24 protein-coding genes are annotated in these 23,498 nt (G+C 64.8%); 6 read left to right on the top strand and 18 right to left on the bottom strand.

Translation table 11 applies throughout. The features are described 5' to 3' along the window. Nucleotides 1–45: 45 nt before the first annotated feature. Nucleotides 46–579: an H-NS histone family protein gene (locus ARADN35_RS0123710; protein ID WP_279626875.1), complete on the bottom strand. Its 534-nt coding sequence runs from the start codon at nt 577–579 to the stop codon at nt 46–48. Nucleotides 580–654: 75 nt separating this feature from the next. Then, nucleotides 655–1,770, bottom strand: coding sequence for a serine hydrolase domain-containing protein (locus tag ARADN35_RS26755; RefSeq protein ID WP_081474704.1), 1,116 nt, complete (start codon nt 1,768–1,770; stop codon nt 655–657). A gap of 478 nt (nt 1,771–2,248) precedes the next feature. On the opposite strand from ARADN35_RS26755, the gene ARADN35_RS28125 reads away from it, so the two are divergent. Next, nucleotides 2,249–2,554: a hypothetical protein gene (locus ARADN35_RS28125; protein WP_139019238.1), complete on the top strand. Its 306-nt coding sequence runs from the start codon at nt 2,249–2,251 to the stop codon at nt 2,552–2,554. A 31-nt stretch (nt 2,555–2,585) separates the two neighbouring features. On the opposite strand, the gene ARADN35_RS0123695 is transcribed toward ARADN35_RS28125, so the two are convergent. The 5 genes from ARADN35_RS0123695 to ARADN35_RS0123675 all read right to left on the bottom strand — a co-directional run bounded on the left by ARADN35_RS0123695 (nt 2,586) and on the right by ARADN35_RS0123675 (nt 5,231). Next, nucleotides 2,586–3,137, bottom strand: coding sequence for a GNAT family N-acetyltransferase (locus ARADN35_RS0123695; RefSeq protein ID WP_010466610.1), 552 nt, complete (start codon nt 3,135–3,137; stop codon nt 2,586–2,588). Nucleotides 3,138–3,334: 197 nt separating this feature from the next. Further along, on the bottom strand, nt 3,335–3,988 hold the full coding sequence (locus ARADN35_RS0123690; protein WP_010466608.1) for a DUF599 domain-containing protein: 654 nt from the start codon (nt 3,986–3,988) through the stop codon (nt 3,335–3,337). Nucleotides 3,989–4,003: 15 nt separating this feature from the next. After that, on the bottom strand, nt 4,004–4,450 hold the full coding sequence (locus ARADN35_RS0123685; protein ID WP_010466606.1) for a YeeE/YedE family protein: 447 nt from the start codon (nt 4,448–4,450) through the stop codon (nt 4,004–4,006). Nucleotides 4,451–4,468: 18 nt separating this feature from the next. Further along, nucleotides 4,469–4,900 carry a YeeE/YedE family protein gene (locus ARADN35_RS0123680; RefSeq protein ID WP_010466603.1) on the bottom strand — a complete coding sequence of 144 codons (432 nt, stop codon included), beginning with the start codon at nt 4,898–4,900 and terminating at the stop codon, nt 4,469–4,471. Beyond that, on the bottom strand, nt 4,890–5,231 hold the full coding sequence (locus tag ARADN35_RS0123675) for an ArsR/SmtB family transcription factor (protein WP_010466601.1): 342 nt from the start codon (nt 5,229–5,231) through the stop codon (nt 4,890–4,892). The genes ARADN35_RS0123680 and ARADN35_RS0123675 overlap by 11 nt, the downstream gene beginning before the upstream one ends. Before the next feature lie 111 nt (nt 5,232–5,342). Between ARADN35_RS0123675 and ARADN35_RS0123670 the strand changes: the two genes are divergently transcribed. Next, the gene (locus tag ARADN35_RS0123670) at nt 5,343–6,221 is read left to right on the top strand and encodes an MBL fold metallo-hydrolase (RefSeq protein WP_010466599.1); all 879 of its coding nucleotides are present in this window, start codon (nt 5,343–5,345) and stop codon (nt 6,219–6,221) included. Nucleotides 6,222–6,482: 261 nt separating this feature from the next. Here the strand turns inward: ARADN35_RS0123670 and ARADN35_RS0123665 are convergent, their stop codons facing one another. Beyond that, nucleotides 6,483–6,776, bottom strand: coding sequence for a hypothetical protein (locus tag ARADN35_RS0123665; RefSeq protein WP_010465402.1), 294 nt, complete (start codon nt 6,774–6,776; stop codon nt 6,483–6,485). A gap of 450 nt (nt 6,777–7,226) precedes the next feature. Here ARADN35_RS0123665 and ARADN35_RS0123660 point away from each other — a divergent pair, with 450 nt between their 5' ends. Continuing rightward, on the top strand, nt 7,227–7,535 hold the full coding sequence (locus tag ARADN35_RS0123660) for a hypothetical protein (protein WP_010466596.1): 309 nt from the start codon (nt 7,227–7,229) through the stop codon (nt 7,533–7,535). Nucleotides 7,536–7,734: 199 nt separating this feature from the next. Here ARADN35_RS0123660 and ARADN35_RS0123655 read toward each other — a convergent pair whose 3' ends face one another. The 8 genes from ARADN35_RS0123655 to ARADN35_RS0123620 form a co-directional block, all read right to left on the bottom strand. Next, a complete protein-coding gene (locus ARADN35_RS0123655; protein ID WP_010466594.1) occupies nt 7,735–9,216 on the bottom strand; it encodes an N-acyl-D-amino-acid deacylase family protein in 1,482 nt (493 codons plus the stop codon). 1 nt (nt 9,217) lies between these two features. Further along, complete coding sequence (locus tag ARADN35_RS0123650) at nt 9,218–10,180, bottom strand: MurR/RpiR family transcriptional regulator (protein ID WP_050812575.1); 963 nt, start codon at nt 10,178–10,180, stop codon at nt 9,218–9,220. A gap of 2 nt (nt 10,181–10,182) precedes the next feature. Next, on the bottom strand, nt 10,183–11,469 hold the full coding sequence (locus tag ARADN35_RS0123645; RefSeq protein ID WP_010466590.1) for an amino acid deaminase: 1,287 nt from the start codon (nt 11,467–11,469) through the stop codon (nt 10,183–10,185). Further along, nucleotides 11,466–12,488 carry an ABC transporter ATP-binding protein gene (locus ARADN35_RS0123640; protein WP_010466588.1) on the bottom strand — a complete coding sequence of 341 codons (1,023 nt, stop codon included), beginning with the start codon at nt 12,486–12,488 and terminating at the stop codon, nt 11,466–11,468. Before ARADN35_RS0123640 ends, ARADN35_RS0123645 begins: the two co-directional genes overlap by 4 nt. Further along, nucleotides 12,485–13,570: an ABC transporter ATP-binding protein gene (locus ARADN35_RS0123635; RefSeq protein ID WP_029414349.1), complete on the bottom strand. Its 1,086-nt coding sequence runs from the start codon at nt 13,568–13,570 to the stop codon at nt 12,485–12,487. Before ARADN35_RS0123635 ends, ARADN35_RS0123640 begins: the two co-directional genes overlap by 4 nt. Then, on the bottom strand, nt 13,567–14,430 hold the full coding sequence (locus ARADN35_RS0123630; RefSeq protein WP_010466583.1) for an ABC transporter permease: 864 nt from the start codon (nt 14,428–14,430) through the stop codon (nt 13,567–13,569). The genes ARADN35_RS0123635 and ARADN35_RS0123630 overlap by 4 nt, the downstream gene beginning before the upstream one ends. Further along, a complete protein-coding gene (locus ARADN35_RS0123625; protein WP_010466581.1) occupies nt 14,427–15,374 on the bottom strand; it encodes an ABC transporter permease in 948 nt (315 codons plus the stop codon). The genes ARADN35_RS0123630 and ARADN35_RS0123625 overlap by 4 nt, the downstream gene beginning before the upstream one ends. A 143-nt stretch (nt 15,375–15,517) precedes the next feature. Then, nucleotides 15,518–17,128 (bottom strand): ABC transporter substrate-binding protein, encoded by a 1,611-nt coding sequence (locus ARADN35_RS0123620; RefSeq protein WP_010466579.1) that lies wholly within the window; start codon nt 17,126–17,128, stop codon nt 15,518–15,520. Nucleotides 17,129–17,245: 117 nt separating this feature from the next. Here ARADN35_RS0123620 and ARADN35_RS0123615 point away from each other — a divergent pair, with 117 nt between their 5' ends. Further along, nucleotides 17,246–17,635: a RidA family protein gene (locus ARADN35_RS0123615; protein WP_010466576.1), complete on the top strand. Its 390-nt coding sequence runs from the start codon at nt 17,246–17,248 to the stop codon at nt 17,633–17,635. A gap of 3 nt (nt 17,636–17,638) precedes the next feature. Continuing rightward, nucleotides 17,639–18,598 (top strand): sugar kinase, encoded by a 960-nt coding sequence (locus ARADN35_RS0123610; protein WP_010466574.1) that lies wholly within the window; start codon nt 17,639–17,641, stop codon nt 18,596–18,598. Between the two features lie 340 nt (nt 18,599–18,938). On the opposite strand, the gene ARADN35_RS0123600 is transcribed toward ARADN35_RS0123610, so the two are convergent. Continuing rightward, complete coding sequence (locus ARADN35_RS0123600; RefSeq protein ID WP_010466570.1) at nt 18,939–19,439, bottom strand: flavodoxin family protein; 501 nt, start codon at nt 19,437–19,439, stop codon at nt 18,939–18,941. 207 nt (nt 19,440–19,646) lie between these two features. On the opposite strand from ARADN35_RS0123600, the gene ARADN35_RS28735 reads away from it, so the two are divergent. Then, nucleotides 19,647–21,233, top strand: coding sequence for a methyl-accepting chemotaxis protein (locus tag ARADN35_RS28735; RefSeq protein ID WP_010466569.1), 1,587 nt, complete (start codon nt 19,647–19,649; stop codon nt 21,231–21,233). Nucleotides 21,234–21,257: 24 nt separating this feature from the next. Here the strand turns inward: ARADN35_RS28735 and ARADN35_RS0123590 are convergent, their stop codons facing one another. Beyond that, on the bottom strand, nt 21,258–23,207 hold the full coding sequence (locus ARADN35_RS0123590; protein WP_029414347.1) for a sigma-54-dependent Fis family transcriptional regulator: 1,950 nt from the start codon (nt 23,205–23,207) through the stop codon (nt 21,258–21,260). Nucleotides 23,208–23,498: the final 291 nt, after the last annotated feature.

The raw sequence follows: 23,498 nt of genomic DNA, 5'->3' as shown, positions 1-23,498 counted from the left end.
TGTTACTTGGGGGTTAGTGGGTCACTTCTACGCGGAAATCAACAGTCAGTCCTGCCTTCTCGCGGACTCAGCTGCCATCTCCGCTAGGAATGGGCCCTCTTGAGTAGTCCTTGGGCGCTCTATCAGGAAATCGTCACGGTTCTTCCCGGCAATCCAGGCGGGCGCCCTACCTCGTCCTGTCCAGGTCGCGCCGCTCTTTTCGTCCCGATACTTTTGGGCGACCTTTTTGACGATGGGCTTCCAAGGGAAGACTTGCTGGGCAGTGAATCCAAACTCAGCCACCAGATCGTGTACTTTCCTCAGCGCGTCCTCAGATGCCTCTTTCCGGGCCTCTGAAATCGCGGCATCCAGCTGCGTTCGTTGTGCCAAAAGGTCCTTCAGTGTTGTTGTCATCGCTTTGAGTTTTTCGCGGAATCCCGCCTGTGGCTGAATTATCCAGACTCCACCGCTATGGGCTGTCTTCGATGGCAAGTTCAACGCCGAGGCTGTTAGCGGCAGCGTCAAACTGAACAAACTGCCGATGCAGTATTGGGGAGCCGGATGCACTTGCAGGTTAGCGGAAAATTCGGCGCATCTCACTGCAGTAGCCTTGGCCGGCTCCTAGCGCTTGGCTGGGCACGCGATCGGATTAAGCAGTCGCTTGCCTATTTTCAATCAGGTGGTCCCGGCGACCACCTGGGCGACGATCGATGTGATCGCTTCAGCCTGAGAGCGCATGTCTTGCATTCGAGGGTTCGTTGCTGCCGTTGCAATTGCAAGCTTCAGCGAGGGAACAAAGAGCGCAATCTGCCCGCCGTATCCCCACGCCCACACTACATATCTTCCCTCCAGTGTTCCCGTGAACCACAGCAGTCCGTAACCGACGCTGGTTATTGGGGGATTGGGCCAGACCCCTGTGACTTCTGTGCGGGAACTCGCCGCTACCCAAGCAGAAGGCACCACCCTGGTGTTGAGCCACTTGCCACCGTTGGCCATCACCCACGCCAACTTCGCGAGGTCGCGGGTCCGCAGGCTCAGACCCTTGTACGACATGGCGCGACCGCCCTTGTCGCGATCCCATAAGAAACTCTCGACACCCAATGGAGCGAACAGATCCCGCTTTGCAATGTCTTCTATGGGCATGCCATGGGCACGCTCAAGAATCGGGCTCAGCAGCGAGACTGCTGCATCGTTGTATGACCAAGTATTGGGCCCTCTGCCATCGTTGGGCAGACTGAACACGAATTGCACGGGATCTGGGGATGTCGTCAGATCGTTGTACTGCTTCTTGAACTCGTAGGCGATACCTGTGGTACCAGCCAGTATTCGGCCGAGGGTGACTTTGGATGCAGCTGAGCCTGGGTATCTTCTTGCCTGATCGGGCAAAAGTTCGCCCACCGTTTGGGCAAAACCCTTGAGCTTTCCTTGCTCGATCGCCTGACCGATCAGCAAAGAGCAAATGCTCTTGGTGACCGAGTTGATGGGGAGGAGATCGGTGGGTTTGGCTCCCCCAAAGTAGCGCTCGCCGACAAGCACGCCGTTTCGTACAACCAATAAACTTCGCAAGGCTCCGATGGTTGATCCATTTGCGAACGCTAGTTCCAGAGCGGCGGACGATATTCCTTGGCTTTTTGGACTAGCCGTCTTCCATTGGGAGGATTCTCGGGCTAAGGCGCGTACCGACAGTATCAGAGCAGGGCCGCCAAAAATCACGCTCCTTCGAGAACTCGTCATTGGATTGCACCCTTGGTATTTTGCTGTTGCGTGAAAGTAAGTTGCCTGTTCACGCATAGGGTCAAAGAGTCGCGCTTTGGTTCCACTCAGTGAATTCCATGAGAGATCGCTTGCGTCTATTGCTGATGAGCTTGATCCTAACGATCTAAGACGGTTTTAGGCCAGAAGCGGTCGTACGGACGCCTCAAGGCGCTCTTTTGCTCAGCACAAATTTATAGAAGTGTTCCGCAACGAGCAGCGCAACAAGAAACGTTGGAATCGTGAGGAGTGCGGCCCATAAGACCGAGTCCAACAGTAAGTAAGGGCTGGAGCAAATAGCCACTATCAGTAGATAGCTGCTCAACCGAATAAACTTTTCCGTCATGTGCCTGAGTCCTGAAAATTACCCAGTTGTCTGGTATTTCAAACGCGCCTTGCAGACTACCGGTGAAGCGAATCCTGCAAGGTCCGCTTCGGGCCCGCTAGCGCCCCTCAACGTGGGGCAGAATTCGGCCACAACCAGCCATTCGCCTCAACCGTTCAATTCACGCCCATCATGAGCAGCATCGGCATTATTTTCCGCGAAGACAAAGAGCTGACGACGCTGTCGCCGGATTGGACGCCTGTACCACTGGGACCCAGGCATTTGGTCGATGCGGCGGTAGAGCGCGCCCTTGCCGGCGAACCATCAGAACTGTCGCTTCGCCTCACCATTGAAAGCCAGGATGAAAGTCCGGACCCTAGAACAATCTCGGCGGCAGGTATTTGGGGCCCTCGCGAGAGTGCGGTTATCAGAGTGATTTGTCGGGAGCTTTCAGCCCGCTTCTATGATGCTGAAGCTGGCGAATTCATCGACATTTGAGTTTCGCTTTTCGGCCGAATTCTGACGATCATTAAGGTCGGCAAGCCGCGTAGATGAAGCAGTCACGCGGCATAGCGGAGATGTTTGGATGCACGGTATGGCTAGCGAGCCGCCCTTCCAACAGAAAGCCGCTTTTCTCTAACGCACGAGCTGAGGGTCGATTCTCGACATCGCAAGTCGCTTCTACGCGGAAGATTCCTGGAAGTTGAAGCGCGAATGTTGTAAACGCCTTGATCGCTTCCACCATCAGACCTTGTCCCCATTGGCTGCGCGTGAGGACATAGCCAATGTTGACGATGTGGTCGCGAGATCTTGCATCAAGCATGCCAATTAGTTGACCACTTTCCTTTAACGTGATGATGTACGCAAGCGATGAGCCAGTCGCCCATTGAGCGACACAGTGAGTGATGAAGTTGCGGGTGGTCTGCAAAGAGGCATGCGGCTGCCAAACCATGTAACGAGCAACATCTGCATCTTGGGTATAAGACGCGAACATTTCCTCGGCGTCTGAGAGGTGCGGCGCGCGCAGCCTCAGGCGCGGGGTTTCAAATGAATCGGAAAATACCGGGACTGTTTGTTCCATTAGAGATACGCTGGAAATGTCTGGTTCTGGCCGATAGTACCCACTCGTGCCCAAGATGCGAACGGCAGCAACCGCTGCAAAGTTGCCGTCTGGAATTCTGGCGCCCGTTCAAGGTTGATTGCTGAACCGCCGGGTTTGAACTGACCCCCAGAAGTTGGATAGCCCCAGCGGTTGCGGGAAACCGCCGCCGGATCGAGCTACTCGTTTTCGATCCTGTATCGATCAAACTGGGTGAGCGCTATCACCACTGCCAGCGCCCCCGCCACGCCGGCCAGGGGGTGCAGCACAAAGGTCACCACGGGCACCAGCAGTATCAGCTGCCGAAGGCCCCAGCTGTAGAGCAGCCCGGCCTTGCGCACATAGGCGCTGCCGGCGGCGGCCCAGCGCTGGCGCTGGGGGGCGCCCACAGGCATGCCGCCGATGAAGCCAGCGTGGTGGTAGTAGCGCACGGCCATCACCGAGGCAACGAGCGACGCGAACAGCAGGCACAGCAGCACCAGCTCCATCGCCAGCCGGGGCGTGAAATGCGGCCACGCGGCAGTGCCAGTGGCGCCCTCGCCCAGCGTGGCGTGCAGCGCGGGGGCAGTGAGCGACAGTGCGCCCATGAGGCCCAACACAGCGGTGGATGCCGTCATGGTGGCCGACATCAGCGAGTTGCGCAGCGTCTGCACGGCCAGGATTTCGGAGCCGGGCTGTGCCGAAATGGCAGCAAACCAGTCCTCGCGCAGCGAGGCGTGGGTGGTGTGCGCCAGCCGCCCGGGGGCCCGCCGCTGCACCGCGGCCAGCCAGCCTTCATACGCCGCAACCATGCCCAGGGTGACGATGGCGGCAAGCCAGGGGTTGGTGGTCATGGCGTTGACGCTCGCTCAAGCCGCGTGGGGTGTGCTGCGGGCCGCCTTACGCATCTCCAGCCATTCAAAGGCGCCCATGCCCGCCAGCATGGCCAGCACGAACACCGCGGCCTTGGGCTCGCCTGTGCCCAACGACACGACGGCTGGCCCGGGACAAAAGCCCGCGATGCCCCAGCCGGCACCGAACAGCAGGCTGCCCAGCACCAGGCGCCGGTCGATGTGGCGCGCGGTGGGCAGTTGCATGGGGCCGCCGAACACGCTAGTGCTGCGCTTGCGGGCCACGGCGAAGGCGACCACGCCCACCAGAATGGCGCCACCCATCACAAAGGCGAGCGAGGGGTCCCACTGGCCGGCCAGATCTAGAAAGCCGAGCACCTTGCCCGGGTCGGTCATGCCCGAGATGATGAGACCCAGGCCAAAGACCAGGCCGATGCCGAATTCAGAAATGCGTTGGAGCTTCATGGGTCAGTCCTCTTGCGATCAGGCCAGCAGGTGGCGAATGGCATACACCGTGGCAAAGCCCGCGCCCATGAAGGCCAGCGTTGCCACCAGAGAGCGCGGCGACAGGCGCGATAGGCCGCACACCCCGTGGCCGCTGGTGCAGCCCGAGCCATAGCGCGTGCCCACGCCCACCAGCAGCCCGGCCAGCACCACCATGCCCCAGCTGGCGTCGATGCGCACCTCCGGCATGCCCACCGTCAGCCGGTAGAGCAAAGGCGCAGCCAGCAAGCCCAGCGCGAAGGCCACCCGCCACGCAGTGTCATTGCCGCGCGGGGGCAGCAGGCCGCCCAGGATGCCGCTGATGCCCAGGATACGGCCATGCAGCAGCACGAAGGCGGCAGTGGCCAAGCCCAGGATCAGGCCTCCCACCAGGGCCGCCCAGGGGGTGAAGTGGTTCCAGTCAATCTGCATGGAAAGCCTCTTTGGGGGCACAGAATTGTTCAAAAAGAGTCTGCATGACGGCCAGTGCCTGGGGGCTGGCGATCTGGTAATGGATGTTCTTGCCTTCGCGGCGGGTGGTCACCAGCCCCTCGTCGCGCAGCACGCCCAGTTGCTGCGACAGCGTGGGCTGGGCGATGCCCACCAGCGCCTCCAACTCTCCTACGCGCTTTTCTCCCTCCGTGAGCTGGCACAGCAGCAAGAGTCGGTCGGGGTTGGACAGCGCCTTCATCAGTCGGCAAGCGCTATCTGCCGAGAGGCGAAGGCTTTCCAGGTCCATGGTGGTAGTGATTTGGGCCTGCATGAGGACTCCATAGGTTGCGGGGTGGGGTGTTGGTCGATAGTTTATTGACCAACAAACTATATGTCAATAAACTATAAATATCTTAATTGAATTGCGAGGACACACATTCCCATGCAACCGCCAGACAAACCGCAACCCCAGGTTCAAGCCTTCTTCGACCCCGCCACCTGGACGGTGACGTATGTGGTCTTCGACCACCCGGGTGGGCACTGCGCCATCGTGGACCCGGTGCTGGACTACGACCCCAAGGCCGGTCGCATACGCACGGTATCGGCCGACAAGGTGGTCGACTTTGTACGCACGCAGCAGCTCAGCGTGCGGTGGATTCTGGAAACCCATGCCCATGCCGACCACCTCACGGCCGCGCACCACCTGCGAGAAGTGCTGGGCGGGCAGATTGCCATTGGCGCGGCCATCACCCAGGTGCAAAAGGTGTTCAAGGGCATTTTCCATCTGGAGTCCGGTTTTCATGCCGACGGCGCACAGTTCGACCACCTGTTCGCCGATGGTGAGGCGTTTCGCATTGGCAGCCTGCAGGCTCAGGCCCTGGCGGTGCCGGGCCATACATCGGCTTGCATGGCCTACCAGGTGGGCGACGCCGTGTTCGTGGGCGACACTCTGTTCATGCCCGACGTGGGCACGGCGCGCTGCGACTTCCCGGGCGGTAACGCGCACACGCTGTACCAGTCCATCGGCCGACTGTTGGCCCTGCCGCCTGCCACCCGCCTGTTCATGTGCCACGACTACCCGCCCGGCGGCCGCGAGCCCGCCTGGCAAACCACGGTGGCCGCGCAGCGCGCAAGCAACATTCACGTGCATGACGGCGTGGGCGAAGACGACTTCGTCGCCATGCGCACCCGCCGCGACGCCACGCTGGAGATGCCGGCGCTGATCCTGCCTTCCGTGCAGGTCAACATTCGCGCTGGTGACCTGCCGCCCAAGGATGACAACGGCGTGGCCTACCTGCGCATACCGCTCAATGCGCTGTGACCGTCCGTCCCCCAAGCTCTGCATATTGCACGCCCACACGGAGAGTTCTGACCATGAAAACCGCGCACGGCCTCGAGCCCTGCGTCGAATGCGCAAAACCCGCAGGGATTTTCAGCTGCTTGCAGAGGCATGGACGCAGCAACAAAAAAGGCTCCCAACGGGAGCCCAGTTTGCTTGGCTTCAGTGCGGGATAAAAACACTCCCCATGGCAGCAGCACCCGCGAAGTGCCGCCACCATGGGAAGGCCCGCAACTGCGTCAATTACATGGCGCTGAATTCGCCAGAAGAGATCTGGCCCGTGCGCAGGGCTTCAGCAGCCTGAGCACGCACAGCAGCGCGGTCAGCGGTGGACTTGTAAGTCACCACACGCGAACCAGCAGGCTCAATGGAGCGGGTCTGTGCCACGGTAGCGGCTTCAGCAGCCACTTCAGCGCGGGTGCGGTTCGTGTCGAACTTGGTGGCGAACTGCGAAGCATCGGCTTCGTCAGCCTGGGCACCGAAAGAAGCGAAAGCGGCCACAGCGGCGATGGAGAGGAAACGTGCGGTCTTGTTCATGATGAAAATCCTTGAAGTTAAAAAAGCGTCTCAATAAAAGCCGGGACAAAAACCGTTCTTGAACCGGGTTCGGTGAGTCGCCTTGCGGGTTCGGCTCATCGATGGGTTGAACTGTACGCCGCTGTTGTTCAGAGAAAAACCACTCAGTCGCAAACTAACTGTTCCAGTATTGAGAACAATCGTTCAGAGCCCTCCAGAACTCTTTGGCATTGGCGAGGTGTCTTGGTGTTCGCCGGGTGGCAACTTGCTGCTGCGTAGTAGCGTCTTGTGTGACCAGGATGCGGCACCGATCCGATGGACAAAGGGGCGGTCCCCGGGACAGTCTACAAATGGGCAAGCGCGGGAAGTGGCTGGGTACTCCCTGGGACCTCCTTGGGTTCATCCTGCATGCGCTTTTTCAAAGAAGACTGTATATTTATACAGTTTTATAAACACAGGAGAAGCACAGCCATGCAAGTCATCGAATCCACCTACGTTGTCACCCTGCGCGACTATCCCGAGGAACTCCCGGCCAAGGAGCGCATGGCAGCGGAAACACGGTACGCCAAGGCACTGGAGAAGCAGCTGGGCGGCCCGGAGCAGGTCGCTGCGGCCCTGGACACCATGCAAAGCCTGGAGGAGTCCCCGCCGGAGGTGGTGTCCCCAGGAGATCTCACTTTGCTCAAGGCCTGGGGCAAGGCCAGTGTTGCCGCCAAGCAGGCGGGGTTCAGGGATCTGGGGGACGGGGATGGCGCGTACTTTGAAGTGCGGCTGGTATGAGGGTTGAGATCACCTACCGCTGGCGTGTGAAGTCGCCGACGGGCAGGTGGTTCAACAACCGACATGTGGCATCTGAAGAATCCATGCGCAGGCAATCTCTACATGCCACAGCGGTGGCGGGTTGGCGCGGCGGAGGATTCAACCGGCCGTTGCAACACACTCACCACCGCGTAGGCGCCCAAAGCGCTGCGCACTGTGATTAGCCCGCTGAGGGCTTGGTATTGCGTGTTACAAAGCGGCCCGCCCGTGCACCAGTGGCCCGCTCCGTATGGGTGTAGCTCAAGGTACCGTTCACCCACACCTGTTCAATGCCTTCGCTGAATTGCTGGGGTTGCTCGAAAGTGGCCAGGTCGCGCACGCGCTCGGGGTCAAACACCACCACATCGGCCATGTGCCCTGCCTGTAACAGGCCGCGCCCGCCGAGCCGAAAGCGCTGGGCCGACAAGCCCGTCATCTTGTGCACGGCTTCTTCCAGCCGCAGCAGGCCCTTGTCCCGCCAGTAGCAGGCCAGCACGCGCGGAAAGGCCCCCCACAACCGGGGATGTGGCCGCTCGTCGTGTGGCAGACCGTCCGATCCGATCATGGACAGCGGGTGCGTTATCACGCGCTCCACATCGTCCTCGCGCATCTGGAAGTAACAGGCTCCACCGGGCTTGAGGCGCACGGCGGCCTCTTGCTGGGGCACGCCCCACTCGCGCGCAATGTCAGCAAGGTAGCGCCCGGCCATCTCGGGGTGGGGCTGGCTGCCGGTGATGAGGATGTCGATGATGCCGTCCACCAGGTCTTCGCGCAGCACAGTGGAGCCTGCGGTGTAGGGGTACACGTCCATCGCAATCTCCTGGCCCTGTGCCAACTGGTCGATCAGTGGCAGGGTCTCGCGCGTGCGGCCCCAGTTGGCCGGCCCGGCGCATTTGTGGTGCGAGATGACCAGTGGCAGGCCCGAATGGCGGGCCGTGAGTGCGGCCTCTTGCAGCGCAGGCAGGATGCCTGCCAGCTCGTCACGGATGTGCGTGGCATACACGCCGCCGTGGCGCGCCGCCACCGAGGCCACGGCCACCAACTCCTCCACATCGGCCGCATACGCCTCGCTGTAGAAGATGCCCGACGAGAGGCCCAGCGCCCCGGCGGTCATGGCTTCTTCCATGTCGGCGGCCATGGCGGCGCGCTCGCCGGCGGTGGCAGTTTGCCGCAGGTCGGCCAGGTGGCGCATGCGCAGGGCCGTGTGGCCCATCAGTGCGGCCACGTTCACGGCGGGCTGGGCGGCGTCCACGGCACGGGCGTAGTCGGCCATGCTGGCGTGGCGAAACTGCAGGCGCCCCAGCAGTGAGAGGGGGGCGAGCGGGCTGTCGGTCACTACCGGCGCCAGCGAAATCCCGCAGTTGCCCACGATGACGGTGGTGATGCCCTGTGAGAGCTTGGGCAGCATGGTGGGCGCGTCCAGCACAGCGGCGTCGTCGTGCGTGTGCACGTCGATGAAGCCGGGGGCGATCACGCGGCCGGTGCAGTCCACCTCGGTGAAGTGTTCGCAGGCCCGGGCACGGGCCAGGGCGGCGGGGTCGATCTGGCCCGGCTCGGCCAGGGCGGTGATGTGGTCGCCTTCAATCAGCAGATCGCCCACCCAGCCGGGGCGGGGCGTGCCGTCCACGATGCGGCCATTGCTCAGCAGCGTTGCATGCGCCATGTCATTCCTCTGCGGCCTGGCCGCGCGATGGGTCAGGGGCTTGGCTGGCGGCGCTGGAGTGGCTCTGGCCCGCGTGGCTGTCAAACGCGCCGACGTATTCGGCGCTGTCAAAACCGTGCTTGTGCAGCAGCTGCTTGAACTGCTGCAGCCCGCGGGTGGCCACGGGGCCCAGCTTTTGCGCCAGGCGCACGGTCAGGATCTCAATCACCACCAGGTGGGCCAGATAGGCCTCGGTGCCTACGCGCATCACCGCGTCCTGCGGCACCGACACGGCCAGCACCAGGTCGGCCACCTCCGCCAGCGGCGTGCCGGGCTGGGTCAGCGCCACCACGGTGGCGCCTTGCGAGCGGGCAAACCGCGCCGCCTCCAGCGCATAGGGCATGCGCCCCACGTGCGAGATGACAAAGGCCACGCCATCGGGCCCCAGCGTGCTGGCCGACACGAGCTGCTGGTGCGCATCAAAAATCGCGTTGGCCGTGCAGCCCAGGCGGAACAGGCGGCTTTGCAGCTCGCTGGCCATGAAGGTGGAGGCGGCACCGACCGAGTAGCAGTCGATGCGCCGCGCCTGCGCCAGCCGCTCGGCCACGCGGTCGAGCACTTCGGCGTCGAGGTTGCGACCCAGCTCGGTCAGCGACGACACGGCCGCGTGCACGATCTTGCTGGCCACGTCCTGCGCGCTGTCATCGGCCAGCACACTGCGGTGCAGGTGCGAGCCCGACACAGCCAGATCCTGCGCCAGGGCGACCATGAATTCGCGCACCGAGTCGTGGCCAAAGCTGCGGCAGGTGCGCACGATGGTGGGCATGGACACGCCCGCCTGCTGGGCCAGTTGTTCCACGGTGGCGACCACGGCGGCGCGCGGGTCGTCCAGCACCACTCGCACCACGCTGCGCTGGGCCTCGGGCAGGTCGGGCTGGCGCTCGCGCAGTTGTTGCAGCAGGCTGGTAGGGGTGGGTTTGGACATGGTCAAAAACGGGTGCTGATGGCGCGGGTGATGGTGCCTGCGTCGTCCACGACGGGCAGCCAGCGCCATTTGTCAAACGTGGTGCAGGGGTGCGAGATGCCCAGGGCCACCAGATCGCCCACGGCAGGGGCAGGGCCTGCAGCGGGGTCGTAGCGCAGGTAGGCGTGGTGGTCGTTGAGCGCGCTCACCGTCCACCCGGTGGGGGTGCTGGCAGCGCGGCGCTCGTGGCGCGGCGCCCAGCGCACTGGCACGGGCATCTCCAGATCGTACGAGACATCGCGCCGCCCGCCGGTGAGCAGGGCCAGCCCAGGCTCGGGCACCGATTGCACCATGGTCCACACTTCGAGCGCAGGGCGCAGCGAGGCGTCTAGCCCCTCGCGCTGCTCCACATGCTTCAGAAAGCGCTGGTAGTTGCCATGGTCGTGCGTGATGTAGCAGCCCGAGCGCAGCACGCCCAGCACGGGCTTGGACAGGCCCTGTGTGCGCAGCAGCGGGATGACCAGGTCGAACACCGCCGAGCCGCCCGCCGTCAGCAAAATCTCTGGGTCGGAAAACAGGCCCTGTGCATCGCAGGCGCGGGCCACCTCGGTCACACGGCGCACCAGGGCGGTGACCTCGCGTGCGTCGTGCTCGCTGTCGCAGCGGGCCACGCCGCCTTCGTAGCATTCCACGCCGCCCAGATGCACGGCGGGCGATTGGGCCATGGCCTGGGCCAGCGCCAGGGCTTCTTCCAGCGTGCGGCAGCCGGTGCGCTGGCCGGGCACACCCATCTCCAGCAGGGTGTCCAGGCGTTTTTCACCGCGCGCGGTGTGGCCGCGCCGCTCGGCCCAGTCTTCAATGCAGCGCAGCTGCGCCAGGCTGTCGATGAGGAACCACACGCGCAGATCGGCGTGGCGCTGCAGCAGGGCGTGCAGCCCGTCCAGGTCTGCGTCGCACAACACCTGGTTGGCAATGATGGCGCGGCGCGCACCGGCTTCCACCCCCACGCTGAGCTGGTACACGGTGGCAAAGGTCAGCCCCCAGGCGCCCGCCTGCAACTGCTGCGCAAACAGCTCGGGCGACAGCGTGGTCTTGCCGTGCGGGGCCAGGGCCACGCCCTTGCGCTCGGCATAGGCCTGCATCCAGGCCAGGTTGTGGGCCAGGGCGCTTTCGCGGATGACGGCGATGGGCAAGGGCAGATCGCCCGCCAGCACATTCCAGCCGCGCTGGCCCAGGTCGGCGGGGCGGCTGGGCGCGGCGTGCAGCGGGTAGCCCTTGCAGCGCTGGTCAAGCAGGAATTCTTCGGTCATGGTGCGGGGTGTGTCGGTGCGGTTTTCCAGCAGGCGTGCAGGTGGCCGGGGGCCACCTCGCGCAGCTGCATGTCGGCGCTGGCGCAGCGCGCCTCGGCCTGGGGGCAGCGGGTGCGGAACACGCAGCCCGAGGGCGGGTTGGCTGGACTGGGCAAGTCGCCTTGCAGCAGCGCAATGCTGCGGCGCTGGGCGGGGTCGGGGATGGGCGCAGCCGCCAGCAGCGCCTGGGTGTAGGGGTGCTGGGGCTGGGCGTACAGCGCCTCGGTGGGCGCAATCTCCATTACCCGGCCCAGGTACAGGACCACCACGCGGTCGCACAGGTACTCCACCACATCCAGGTCGTGCGAGATGAACAGCAGCGTGAGGCCCAGCTGCTCCTTCAGTTCGCCCAGCAGGTTCACCACCTGCGCCTGGATGGACACATCCAGCGCCGACAGCGGCTCGTCGGCCACGATGAACTGGGGCTCCACCGCCAGCGCGCGGGCAATGCCGATGCGCTGGCGCTGCCCGCCCGAAAACTCGTGCGGAAAACGCTCGGCATGCTCGGGCCTGAGACCCACCTGCTCCAGCAGCTGGTGGATGCGCGGCAGTCGTGCGGCGCCCTTGGCCAGGCCGTGCGTATCCAGCGCCTCGGCCAGCACGTCGCGGATGCGCATGCGCGGGTTCAGGCTGGCGTAGGGGTCCTGAAAAATGATCTGAATCTGCGAGCGCAGCGGCCTGTATTGCGACTGCGAGAGCTGGGCCAGGTCTTGCGGTGCGGCGCCGCCGTGGTAGCGCATCTGCCCGCTGGTCGGGTCTACCAGGCGCGTGAGCAGGCGGCCAATGGTGCTTTTGCCCGAGCCTGATTCGCCCACCAGGCCCAGGGTCTCGCCCCGGCGGATGGTGAAGCTCACATCGTCCACCGCGCGCACGGGGTGCGGGCCGCTGCCGAAGTGTTTGCGCAGGTGGGCAATCTCCAGCAGCGGTGCGGTGGTGTCGGTCGGTGCCATGGGCTGTGGGGTGTTCAGGACGGCGTTCATGCGCTCACCTCGGCGGGTTCGGCGTGTTCCTCGCGGTGCAGGCAGCGCACCATGCGGCGTGGGCCGGTGGCTTCCAGCGCAGGCATGGCGTGGGTGCAGTCGGCCTGCTGGTGTGTGCAGCGCGGCGCAAAGGCACAGCCGGGTGGGGGCGTGAGGGGGCTCGATACCTGGCCCGGAATGGCCACCAGCTTGCGCCGCCCGGCGGCCACCGCAGGGCCTTTTTTCTGCGCTGTCTGCGCTGCCTGCGCTTGCCGCCGCGCCACACCGGGCAGGCAGGCCAGCAGGCCGCGCGTGTAGGGGTGCTCGGGCCGTGCGAACAGGTCGTGCACGCGGGCTGATTCGACGATGCGACCGGCGTACATCACCGCCACGGCGTCGGCGTACTGCGCCACCACGCCCAGGTTGTGCGTGACGAACAGCATGCTCATGCCGGTCTCTTTCTGCAGCCGCCCCATCAGCGCCAATATCTGCGCCTGGATGGTCACGTCCAGCGCCGTGGTGGGCTCGTCGGCGATCAGCAGTGTGGGGTTGCAGGCCATGGCCAGCGCAATCATCACGCGCTGGCGCATGCCGCCCGAGAGCTGGTGCGGGTACTCGTGCACGCGCTGCGCTGCGGCCGGGATCTCGACCAGCTCCAGCATGCGGCGGGCGTGGGCCAGTGCGGTGCTGCGGTCTATCTTCAGGTGCAGGCGGGCCGACTCGGCAATCTGCTCGCCCACCGTCAGCACCGGGTTCAGGCTGGTCATGGGCTCCTGGAAGATCATGGCCAGCTCGTTGCCGCGCAGCGTGCGCTTCTCGGCCTCGGGCAGGGCCAGCACATCGACCTTGCGGCCGTCGCGCTGCACAAACCAGGCCTGGCCCGTGACCTGCGCCTGCGAGGTGCGGGCGTGCAGGCCCATGAGGGTGAGGCTGGTGACGGACTTGCCCGAGCCCGACTCGCCCACCAGCGCCAGCGTCTCGCCGGGGTGGATGGCAAAGGACACATCGGCCACGCTCTGGATGCGGCCCGCATCGGTGGCGAACGAGGTGGACAGGCCGCTGACTTCGAGCCGGGGCGCGGCGCTCATCGTGGGGGAGGTCATACGGTCTTCTTCAGTTTGGGATCGAGCAGGTCGCGCACGCCGTCGCCCAGCATTTGCAGCGACAGGGCCGTGAGCACAATGGCCACGCCGGGGGCAAAAATGGTCCAGAAGGCCTTGTCGGCATAGTCCAGGCTGCCCGCAATCATGGTGCCCCAGGTGGGGATATCAGGCGGCACGCCCACGCCCAGAAAGGACAGACCCGCTTCGGCCAGGATGGCGTAGGCAAAGATGAAGGTCACCTGCACCAGGATGGGCGACATCAGGTTGGGCAGGATGTGGCGCCACAGGATGAGGTGCGTGCGCACGCCCAGGGCGCGGGCCGCGTCCACAAACAGCAGCTCGCGCAGCACCAGCGTGGTGGCGCGCACCACCCGCGCCACGCGCGGGGTGTAGACGATGACCAGCGCCAGCATCACGTTCCACAGCGACACGCCCAGGATGGACACCAGCGCAATGCCCAGCAGGATGTCGGGGAAGGACATCATCGCGTCCACCACGCGCATCAGCGGTGCATCCAGCTTGCGGAAAAAACCCGCAAACATGCCTAGCAGCGTGCCCAGCAGCACGGCGCCAGCGGCGGTGACCAGGCCAATCAGCAGCGAGTAGCGCGCGCCGTGCACGATGCGCAGCAGCACATCGCGGCCCAGCTCGTCGGTGCCCGCCCAGTGCGTGCCCGAAGGCGCGTGCAGCCGCTCGCTGATGGACAGGGCATTGGGGTCCGCATCGGACACCCAGGGGAAGACGACAGCGATGCTGGCCACCAGCGCAATCACGATGGCTGAGGCCAGCACCACCTTGCGGGCGAACAGTCGGCGCAGCACGGCCCGCAGGCGGTGCCAGAAGGAAGGGCTCGGGTTCATGGGGCTTCCAGGCGGATACGGGGGTCCACCAGCGTGTACAGAAAGTCGATGGCCAGGTTGATGAAGACGTAGATGGCGGCAATCACCAGCAGCGTGCCCTGGATCACGGGGTAGTCGCGCCGCAGCACGGCCCGCACCACCAGGTTGCCTACACCGGGCAGGTTGAAGACGGTCTCGGTCACCACGGTGCCGCCAATCATCAGCGCCATGGTCAGCCCCAGCACAGTGACGATGGGCACCAGCGCGTTGCGCAGCACATGCTTGACCATGATGGTGCCTTCCGGCAGACCCTTGGCGCGGGCGGTGCGCACGTAGTCCTCGCCCAGGATGTCGAGCATGGAGGCGCGCGTGAAGCGGATGATGAGCGCCGAGTTGAGCAGGCCCAGCACCAGCGCGGGCAACATCAGGTGCTGCAATCGCTCGCCCAGCGTAGCCGTGGGGTCGCCGTAGCCCGAGGCCGGAAACCACCCCAGCTTGACCGCAAACAGCTGGATGAGGATGAGGCCCAGCCAGAAGCTGGGCACGCTGGCGCCCAGCATGGCCACGCCGCTCACGGCCTGGTCGGTGGCGCTGCCGCGCCAGACGGCGGCGGCCATGCCGCAGGGCACGCCCACCAGCGCCGCAATGCCCACGGCAAACAGCGCGAGGAACAGCGTGGGCTCGGCCCGCTCCAGCAGGGCCTGGGCCACGGGGCGCTGCAGGAACAGCGACTGCCCCAGATTGCCCTGCAGCAGCTCGCCCACCCACAGCCCAAACTGCACGGGCAGGGTTTTGTCCAGCCCGTACTGCGCGCGGGCCTGGGCAATGTCGGCGGCGGTGGCCTGGTCGCCCAGCAGCAGCGCCACGGGGTCCCCAGAGGCCAGCCGCGTGAGGCAGAACACCAGCACCGCCACCAGGGCCAGCACCACCACGGCGCCGCCCAGGCGCTTCAACAGAAATCGCATGTTTGTCTCTTTGAAAAATCCCTAGGCCACAACGTGCATAGCGCTGCCCCGGCCCCAGGCCAGTGCCACCGTGGAACCGGCTTTGCCGGGCCACGGGTGGCGCCCCCTGGAGGGGGAGGCGCCGCAGGCGCATCGGGGGGGAGTCAGTTCTTCAAACCCGTGTTCCAGAAGAACGGCCAGATGGCCGGTGTGTAGCCTTGCAGCTTGGCCGAGCGGGCCGACAAGCCGTTGAACTTGCCCACCTCGATGAACGGCACTTCGTCGTACACCACCTGCTGCACCTTGCCCCACAGCGGGCCGCGCTTGGCCGGGTCGGTCTCCTGGTTGAACGCGGCCAGGGTGGATTTCTTGGCGTCAGACTCCCACCAGCCGGGCGCACCGTCACCCAGCTGCGGGGGCGAGAGCATGGGCTCGGGGAACAGGCCCGAGTGCGTGAAGTACACGTCCCACAGCTTGGGGTCGTTGCGGCGCTGCACCAGCGTGGCCCAGTCCACCACCTGCAGCTCGGTCTTGAAGCCCGCCTTCTTGAGCTGCTCGGACATCACCAGCGCCATGTTGTAGTGGAACTCGTACTGGCGGCTGGCCATGATGCGCACGGGCTGGCCGCCGTAGCTGGCCTTGGCCGCCTGCTCTTTGGCGGCTTGCGGGTTGCGCTCGTTGTAGAGCTTGCTGCCCGCGTCCGAGTAGTACGGCGTGCCCTTGGGGAAGAAGTTGGGTTCCACCACAAAGAAGCGGTTGTCGCCAAAGCCTGCGGCCAGCAGCTCGCCCGTGCCCACGGCGGTTTGCACCGCGCGGCGCAGTGGCTGCGAGGCCAGCACGCCTTCCTTGGTGTTGAACACGATGTACGGAAAGCCAAAGTTCTTGGTCACGATGGGCACCACCGCCGGGGCGCCTTTTTCGATGCGGCCAATGGCCTCCACGGGCAGCAGGTCAGCGTATTGGAACTGGCCCGAGAGTGCGCCTTCAACGCGCGTGTTGGCGCTGGGCACGGGCACAAAGCGCAGCTCATCGAGCAGCGCCTCGCGCTTGCCTGCGTATCCGCTGGCGGCTTCCTTGCGGCTGGCATAGCCGTCAAAACGCACCAGCACGGTGAACTGGTCGGGGCGGCGTTCCTTGAACTGGTAGGGGCCGGTGCCGACGAAGTCCTTGAGCTGCGGCGCAATGCTCTCCTTGGCCATGATGGCGGCCATGCCGCTGGGCAGGGCCAGCTGGGCCAGCAGCGGTGCGTAAGGATTTTTCAGCTTCAATTCCACAGCCAGTGCGCCTTTGGCGGTGAGCGAGGCCACTTCCTTGCCCACGGCCTTGCCACGGGGGTTCAGCTCCATCCAGCGCTGCAGCGAGGCCACCACGTCGTCGGCCGTCATCTCGCGGCCGTTGTGGAACTTCACGCCCTTGCGCAGGGGGATGGTGTAGGTCAGCCCGTCTTTGGAGACGGTGGGCAGGCCCTCGGCCAGCATGGGGGCGATGGCCCAGTTGGCGTCGAAGGTGTACAGCGGCTCGTACACGTGCTGCATGATGGTGCCCACCAGGTCGGCGGTGCTCACCATGGGGTCCAGGCCCTGGGGCTCCCCCACCATGGCGAGGTTGGCGGCGCCGCCCTTGGATGGGGTGGCGGGTGCCGTTTGGGCCCAGCTGGCGCTGCAGGCCAGGGTGAGGGCGGCGGTCAGCGCCGCAGCACCCAGCAGGTTGCGGCGACCCCGCAGTTCAGGCGTTGGCAGCGGATGCTGCACCAGGTTGGTTCCAGACGTTTGCATTGCACACCTCGAAGTAATAGGATTACACAAATAAGCACATTCGGTGCCAGAATTGCGAACGATACGGGCATTTCTGGAAGGAAGTGTGTAATATATTTACTCAAAGGAGCGTTTTTCATGCCAGTAGAAACCCTCGGCCAAGCGCCGCTCGCGTCCGATCGCCTCGCACGCCCCCTCTCGCCCGCCACCCGCGCAGGCGACTTCGTTTTTGTCTCGGGCCAGGTGCCCACCGACGACCAGGGCCAGGTGGTGGTCGGTGGCATCGAGGCGCAGACGCGCCAGGTGTTCCAGCGCGTCAAGGACGCCCTGGCCCTGGCCGACTGCACCCTGGCCGACGTGGCCAAGGTCAGCGTCTGGCTGGCCGATGCGCGGGACTTTGGCAGCTTCAACCGCGTGTACATGGAGTGTTTTGGCGACCACCGCCCCGCACGCTCCACGGTCGAATCGCGCCTGATGATCGACGCCAAGGTCGAGATCGACGTGACGGCCTACAAGCCGCGTGGCTGAGCCATGACCGCAGCCAAGCAACCCGTGTGGGACGTGGTGGCGCTGGGCGAGGCGCTGGTGGAGTTCAACCAGACCCGCCCCGGCGAGCCGCAGTACCTGCAGGGCTTTGGGGGCGACACCAGCAACGCGGTGATTGCCGCCGCTCGTGCGGGCGCACGCACCGCGTACCTCACACGCCTGGGCAGCGATGCCTTTGGCCAGGCGCTGCTGGACCTGTGGGCGCGCGAAGGCGTGGACACCACGGCGGTGGAGCGCGATGCGCAGCACCCCACGGGCATCTACTTTGTGACGCACGGCGCGGCGGGGCACGAGTTCAGCTACCTGCGCGCGGGCTCGGCCGCCAGCCGCATGGCACCCGCGTGGTTGTTGGATGCATCGGCGAATGGGCCCGCCACAGTGCTGCAGCAGTGCCGCATCCTGCATGTGTCGGGCATCTCGCTGGCGGTGTCGGCCTCGGCGTGCGACACGGCCTATGAGGCCATGCGCGTGGCCCGTGCGGCCGGTGCGCGCGTGGCGTTTGACCCCAACCTGCGCCTCAAGCTCTGGCCGCTGGCGCGGGCGCGGGCCTGCATTGCGCATGCGGTGTCGCTGTGCGACATCTTCCTGCCGGGGCTCGATGACATGGCTGCGCTGCTGGGCCTGCACGATGCCCATGCGATTGCCGACTGGGGCCACGCGCAGGGCGCCGCCACGGTGGTCGTCAAGCTGGGGGCCGATGGGGTGCTGCTGAGCAGCGCTGACCCCGCCGTGCCGCGCCAGCGTGTGGCGGGCCGCAGTGTGGCGCTGGTGGATGCGACCGGCGCGGGCGACTGCTTTGACGGCAACCTGCTCGCGCGCCTGGCGCTGGGCGACGACCTGGCCGCTGCCGTGCGCTATGCCAATGCTGCCGCATCGCTCGCCGTGCAGGGCTTTGGCGCGGTGGCGCCGCTGCCCACTACGCAGCAGGTGCGGGCGCTGCTGTAGCCATGCCATGAGCCCAGCCCGTGGCAGTGGATTGCCATGGGCTGCGGCGATTGCCTCCGAGAGTTTTGATGCACCGGCGGAGGTGTGCTTTGGGGGCATCGATCATCACGTGAAGTAAGCGCGCAATGCGATGCTTCCGAAGGCATGTGCAGCGAAGAAGCCGGACTTGGTAGCCATGCGCGGCGAGTTGACGGATGAGTCAGTCGATGCCTTGCGTGATCTGGTCTGCTGCAATATCTCGCGCCAGCTGCTGCGCTACCCTGGGGCCGGTACCGTGTCTCAGATGGTGTGCGGAGTGTTTTAAAACCCACGCGGCCAGTAGCCAGGTGCGGCAGCCCGGCTAGAAAACCCCCAGCTCCATTCCCTGTGCCATCGCTTCGCCCAGGGCCCGGCAGCGTTGCAGCTCTTCGCTGCGGATACTTTTGGTGGCCAGGATGGCTTCTGGCGTCTGGGCATGGGTACAGACAATGAGGGGCTCTGCGACGGGCCGCAGGCGCCAGCCGGTGGCAATGCGTTCAATCTGCCTGGCCGCGTTGTGCCCGTCGCTGCCGGCGCAGATCAGGCATGCATAAGGGCGACCATTGACGTGGTCGAGCACCGCATAGTAGCTGCGGTCAAAAAAATCCTTGAGCTGCCCGCTGATGGCCGCGAGGTTCTCTGGCGTGGCAAAAATGAATCCCTCCGCAGCCAGCACATCTGTGGCGCCTGCTTGCGCGGCATGCAGCAGCCGCACATCCACACCGGTATCCGAAGACGCACCGGCAAGCGCGGCCTCTGCCATCTGGCGCGTGCCATCGGTCATCGAGTGGTAGACGATCAACAAGGTCTTGCGGCGGCTCATGGGGAAAGCATAGCCCCGTGGCTTTAAGGCGCAAGAAAATGTGTGTCCAGCCATGCAGGGGCGCCCCCATTGACCTGCATTCGAGAAGCGCGTTCAATCCGCCAAGATGCCCCGGTTGGTTGCAAATTGTCGCAATCGGTACGCAGGCCAGTGAGCACGGTACCGAGCCGCCCGGAACGCAGATTCCATCCTTGCTGAGGTGACACCATGAGCATTGCCAGACGTCTTCATGCCATTTCCTTCCTGCTGATTGCAGGGCTTGCCGGGATCGCCATGCTGGCCTGGGCCTATCTGGGGGAGGTCACGCACCAGACCGAACTGGTGGCCCGGGAAGAGGTGCCGCGCCAGCTTCAGGCAAGCTCCATGGAGCTGAACGTCACACGGGCTTCCCTGCAGGTTCGCCATGCGATGCTGGTGCGCACACCCGAAGACTTGGCCGCCACGCTGGCGGATATCGGCGAGAAAAAGCGCCTGATTGACAAAGACCTTGCGGGCTTCCTTCAGACGTCGGACACCGCTGCGGAAAAGGCCCTGAGCGCGGAATTGTCCAAAGGGCTGGAAGCCTTCTGGCGGGTTGCAGAACAGAACCTGCAATTGATCAAGGAAGGAAAGAAGGAGCCCGCATTTGACTTCCTCGTTGCGTCCACGATACCCACCCGCAATGCCGTCCTGGCGGTTCTTGCCAAGGAAAAAGAGCACCAGTCCAAGCTGCTCGGGGCCAGCCTTGCCGAGATTGAGCGGGACGTCAGGCTGACCTTGCGTGCGCTGGTCAGTGCCGTCGTGGCGGTGGGGATTGGGCTGCTGCTGTTTTCGTGGCACATCGGCGCCACCCTTCAGCGCCGGGTGGCCGCGTCGCAGGCCGTGGCCGACCGTGTCAGGGATGGCGACCTGACCACGCCGGTGGTGGATGCATCCAGGGACGAATTCAGTCCGCTTCTGGCCGCATTGGCCGTGATGCAGGACTCGTTGACCCGGATCGTCAGCCAGGTGCGCAATGGGTCTGAAACGGTGGCGGCGGCCAGTGCGCAGATATCCATCGGCAACAGCGACCTGTCCACCCGGACGGAGAACCAGGCCAGTGCGCTGGAGGAGACGGCTGCCGCCATGGAGGAGCTCAACTCCACGGTGCAAACCAATGCGCAGAATGCCCGTCAAGCCAATGTGCTGGCGCAAAACGCTTCCACGGTCGCCAAGCAGGGGGGCGACGTGGTGTCGAAAGTGGTGGACACCATGAGTGGCATCAACGAGAGTTCCAAGAAGATCTCCGAAATCATCGGTGTCATTGACGGCATTGCTTTCCAGACCAACATCCTGGCGCTGAATGCGGCCGTGGAGGCCGCCAGAGCGGGGGAGCAGGGGCGGGGTTTTGCCGTGGTTGCCTCGGAAGTTCGCAGCCTGGCTGCACGCTCTGCGGCAGCGGCCAAGGAGATCAAAACGCTCATCGCCACGAGTGTCGAGCGCGTCGAGGCTGGCACCATGCTGGTCGGCACCGCCGGCCAGACCATGAAGGAGGTGGTTTCGTCCATTGAGCGGGTGACGGAGACGGTGGCGCAAATCAGTGCTGCCGGAACCGAGCAAAGCGAAGGGGTGAACCAGGTCAATGTGGCGGTGAACCAGATGGACCAGGCCACCCAGCAAAACGCAGCGCTGGTGGAGGAGATGGCCGCAGCGGCCTCCAGTTTGAGCATCCAGTCCAAGAGGCTGGTGGACACCGTCGCTACGTTCAAGCTCTCCAGTTCGGCTCCGCAGCTGGAGTCTGGTCAGCATGCCGGTCAGCGGTTGATGCTGGCCTGAAAGTCAGCGCCCCGGCGGCCGGCCCTAGTGGGGGTGCCGCGAATCAGGGTGGGCAAGGCGATCCTTGCGCAGGGCCAGCTTGCGGTACAGCGTCTGGCGGCTGATGCCCAGGGTGCGTGCGGCATGGCTCACATTGCCCCGGCAGCTCTCCAGCGCCTGCTGGATGGCCGATTGGGACAGTTCATCCAGGTTTTGCGGCGGACGCGCCATGGCTGCCGGGGTGGCGAAACGGTCAGCCTTCTGCAGCTCTTCCAGAAAGTCATCCGGCAAGTGGTGCCATTCCACCACCTCCTCGTGCGCGTCCAGCATGGCGCAGGCTGTGCGCAGTACGCTGGTGCACTGCCGCAGATTGCCCGGCCAACGGTGTTTTTCCAACGCGGCCATTAACGAAGGGGCCAGGCGAAGGTGGCGGGCGGGTTCAATGTCCTGGAGCATGCGCAGGCTCAGCGCTTCAAAGTCGGTGCGCTCGCGCAAGGGGGGCAGTTCGACCGCCAGCCCGTTGATCCGGTAATAGAGGTCGGTGCGAAACCGCCCCTGTTCCGCCTCTTCGCGCAGCTTGCGGTTGGAGGCGCAGATGAGGGCGAAATCCACGGCAACCGGCTGCCCGCTGCCCAATGGAACCACCTGCCGCTCCTGCAGCACGCGCAGCAGCCGCGTCTGGAGGGCCAGTGGCATGTCGCCAATCTCATCCAGAAACAGTGTGCCGCCATGGGCTTCCCGCAGCAGGCCCAAACGCCCCTCCCGCCGGCCACCCGTGAACGCCCCGGGGCTGTAGCCAAACAGCTCGGACTCGATCAGCGACTCGGGCATTGCCGCGCAGTTGATGGCGATGAAGGGGCCGTCACGGCGCGGGCCACTTTGGTGTGCACTGCGCGCAAACCATTCCTTGCCCACCCCGGATTCGCCCTGGATGAGCAGTGCGATGGGCTTGCCAAGAATGCGCCGTGTTTTGGCGGCCGCTGCGCGCCAACGGGCATCACCGGTGTCCAGCTGGGCCAGTGCATCCTCGGGGGGGCGGGTGGGCATGGACGGGGCCAGGGTCCGCACCGTGCGCTTGTCAGGCACAAGCTGCCCAAAAAGCGAGGCGCCATCGTGCCTTCGCAATGAAAGGGGGGCGTCGGGGCGGCGGTGGTGGCGCGCCAGAAGCTCTTCAAGGCCCACATTCAGGATCTGGTCCAGCGAGATGCTGCCCAGTTGCGCCACCGAAAGGCGCAGCAGCGCCAGCGCACTGCGGTTGCCGCCCACCACCCAGCCGTCTTCCGAGACCAGCGCGATGCCTTCGGCCACGGTGCCAATGCCCTCGGGGTGGGTGTGCAGGTGCAGGCGGACATGGCGTTGGCTGCCCGACACCAGCAGCCGGTTTTCGATCATGTGCGCAGCGGTGCTGACCAGCCCCAGCGTGTGGGGGTTGCCCCGGCTGTGTTCGCTGGAGATATCCAGAATGCCCAGTATCTGCCCCGTGGCAGACAGGATGGGTGCGGCGGCGCAGGTCAGGAATCCGTTGCGCTCCAGAAAATGCTCCGCGCCATGCACTTCCACGGGCGCCATTTCGGCCAGCGCCGTGCCGATGGCGTTGGTGCCGCGCTGCTTTTCGTGCCACGAAGCGCCACTGGTCAGGGCCACCCGTTCGGCCTTGCCGAGAAAGTAGGCGTCGCCACAGGTGTCCACCAGCGTTCCGCAGGGGCTCGCCAGCACCACCACGCTTTGGCTGTCGCGCACCTGCTCAAACAGGTACTCCATCACGGGGCGCGAATGCGCCAGCAACTCCTGGTGGTGGCCGCGCAACTGCCGCAAGGCCTGGTGTTCCAGGTTGTCGGGGTTGCCCAGCCGCCCGGTGGGTAGCAGGCCGCTGTCCAGGCTGCGCTGCCACGACCGCGCCAGGCGCTCGTCCACGAGGCCACTGGGGAATTGGCCCGATTCCAGCAGGTGCTGGCGGGCTTGCCGCAGTGCCACAGATGTGGAAGTGGATCGCATGGTGTTTGTCTCCTGCCCGGGCGTCATGAACGCGCCCTGTTTGAAAGCCAGTATGGCGGTGGCCAGAGGCCAGGGCAATAGCGATGGCCGCGGGGCTGCTTCAACTGTTCCATTTCGTGACAGGTGTCGCGTTCTGGAGCGGACACCTTAACGGCCGATGGGTGGTGCTTTCTTGCGAACACGCAAACAAAGCCATAAAAATCAACCACTTGGAAGATTGGCTGGGTTGGCACGGGTTTTGAGTCATGTCCTCTATCTGGCGGCGCGGTGTGCCGAGCAGATGTCCACAAA

It is taken from the genome of Acidovorax radicis N35, assembly GCF_000204195.1.
GTDB lineage: Bacteria > Pseudomonadota > Gammaproteobacteria > Burkholderiales > Burkholderiaceae_C > Acidovorax > Acidovorax radicis.
The sequence above is the reverse complement of the archived record's forward strand: the minus strand, read 5'-3'. Positions and strand labels throughout refer to the sequence as shown.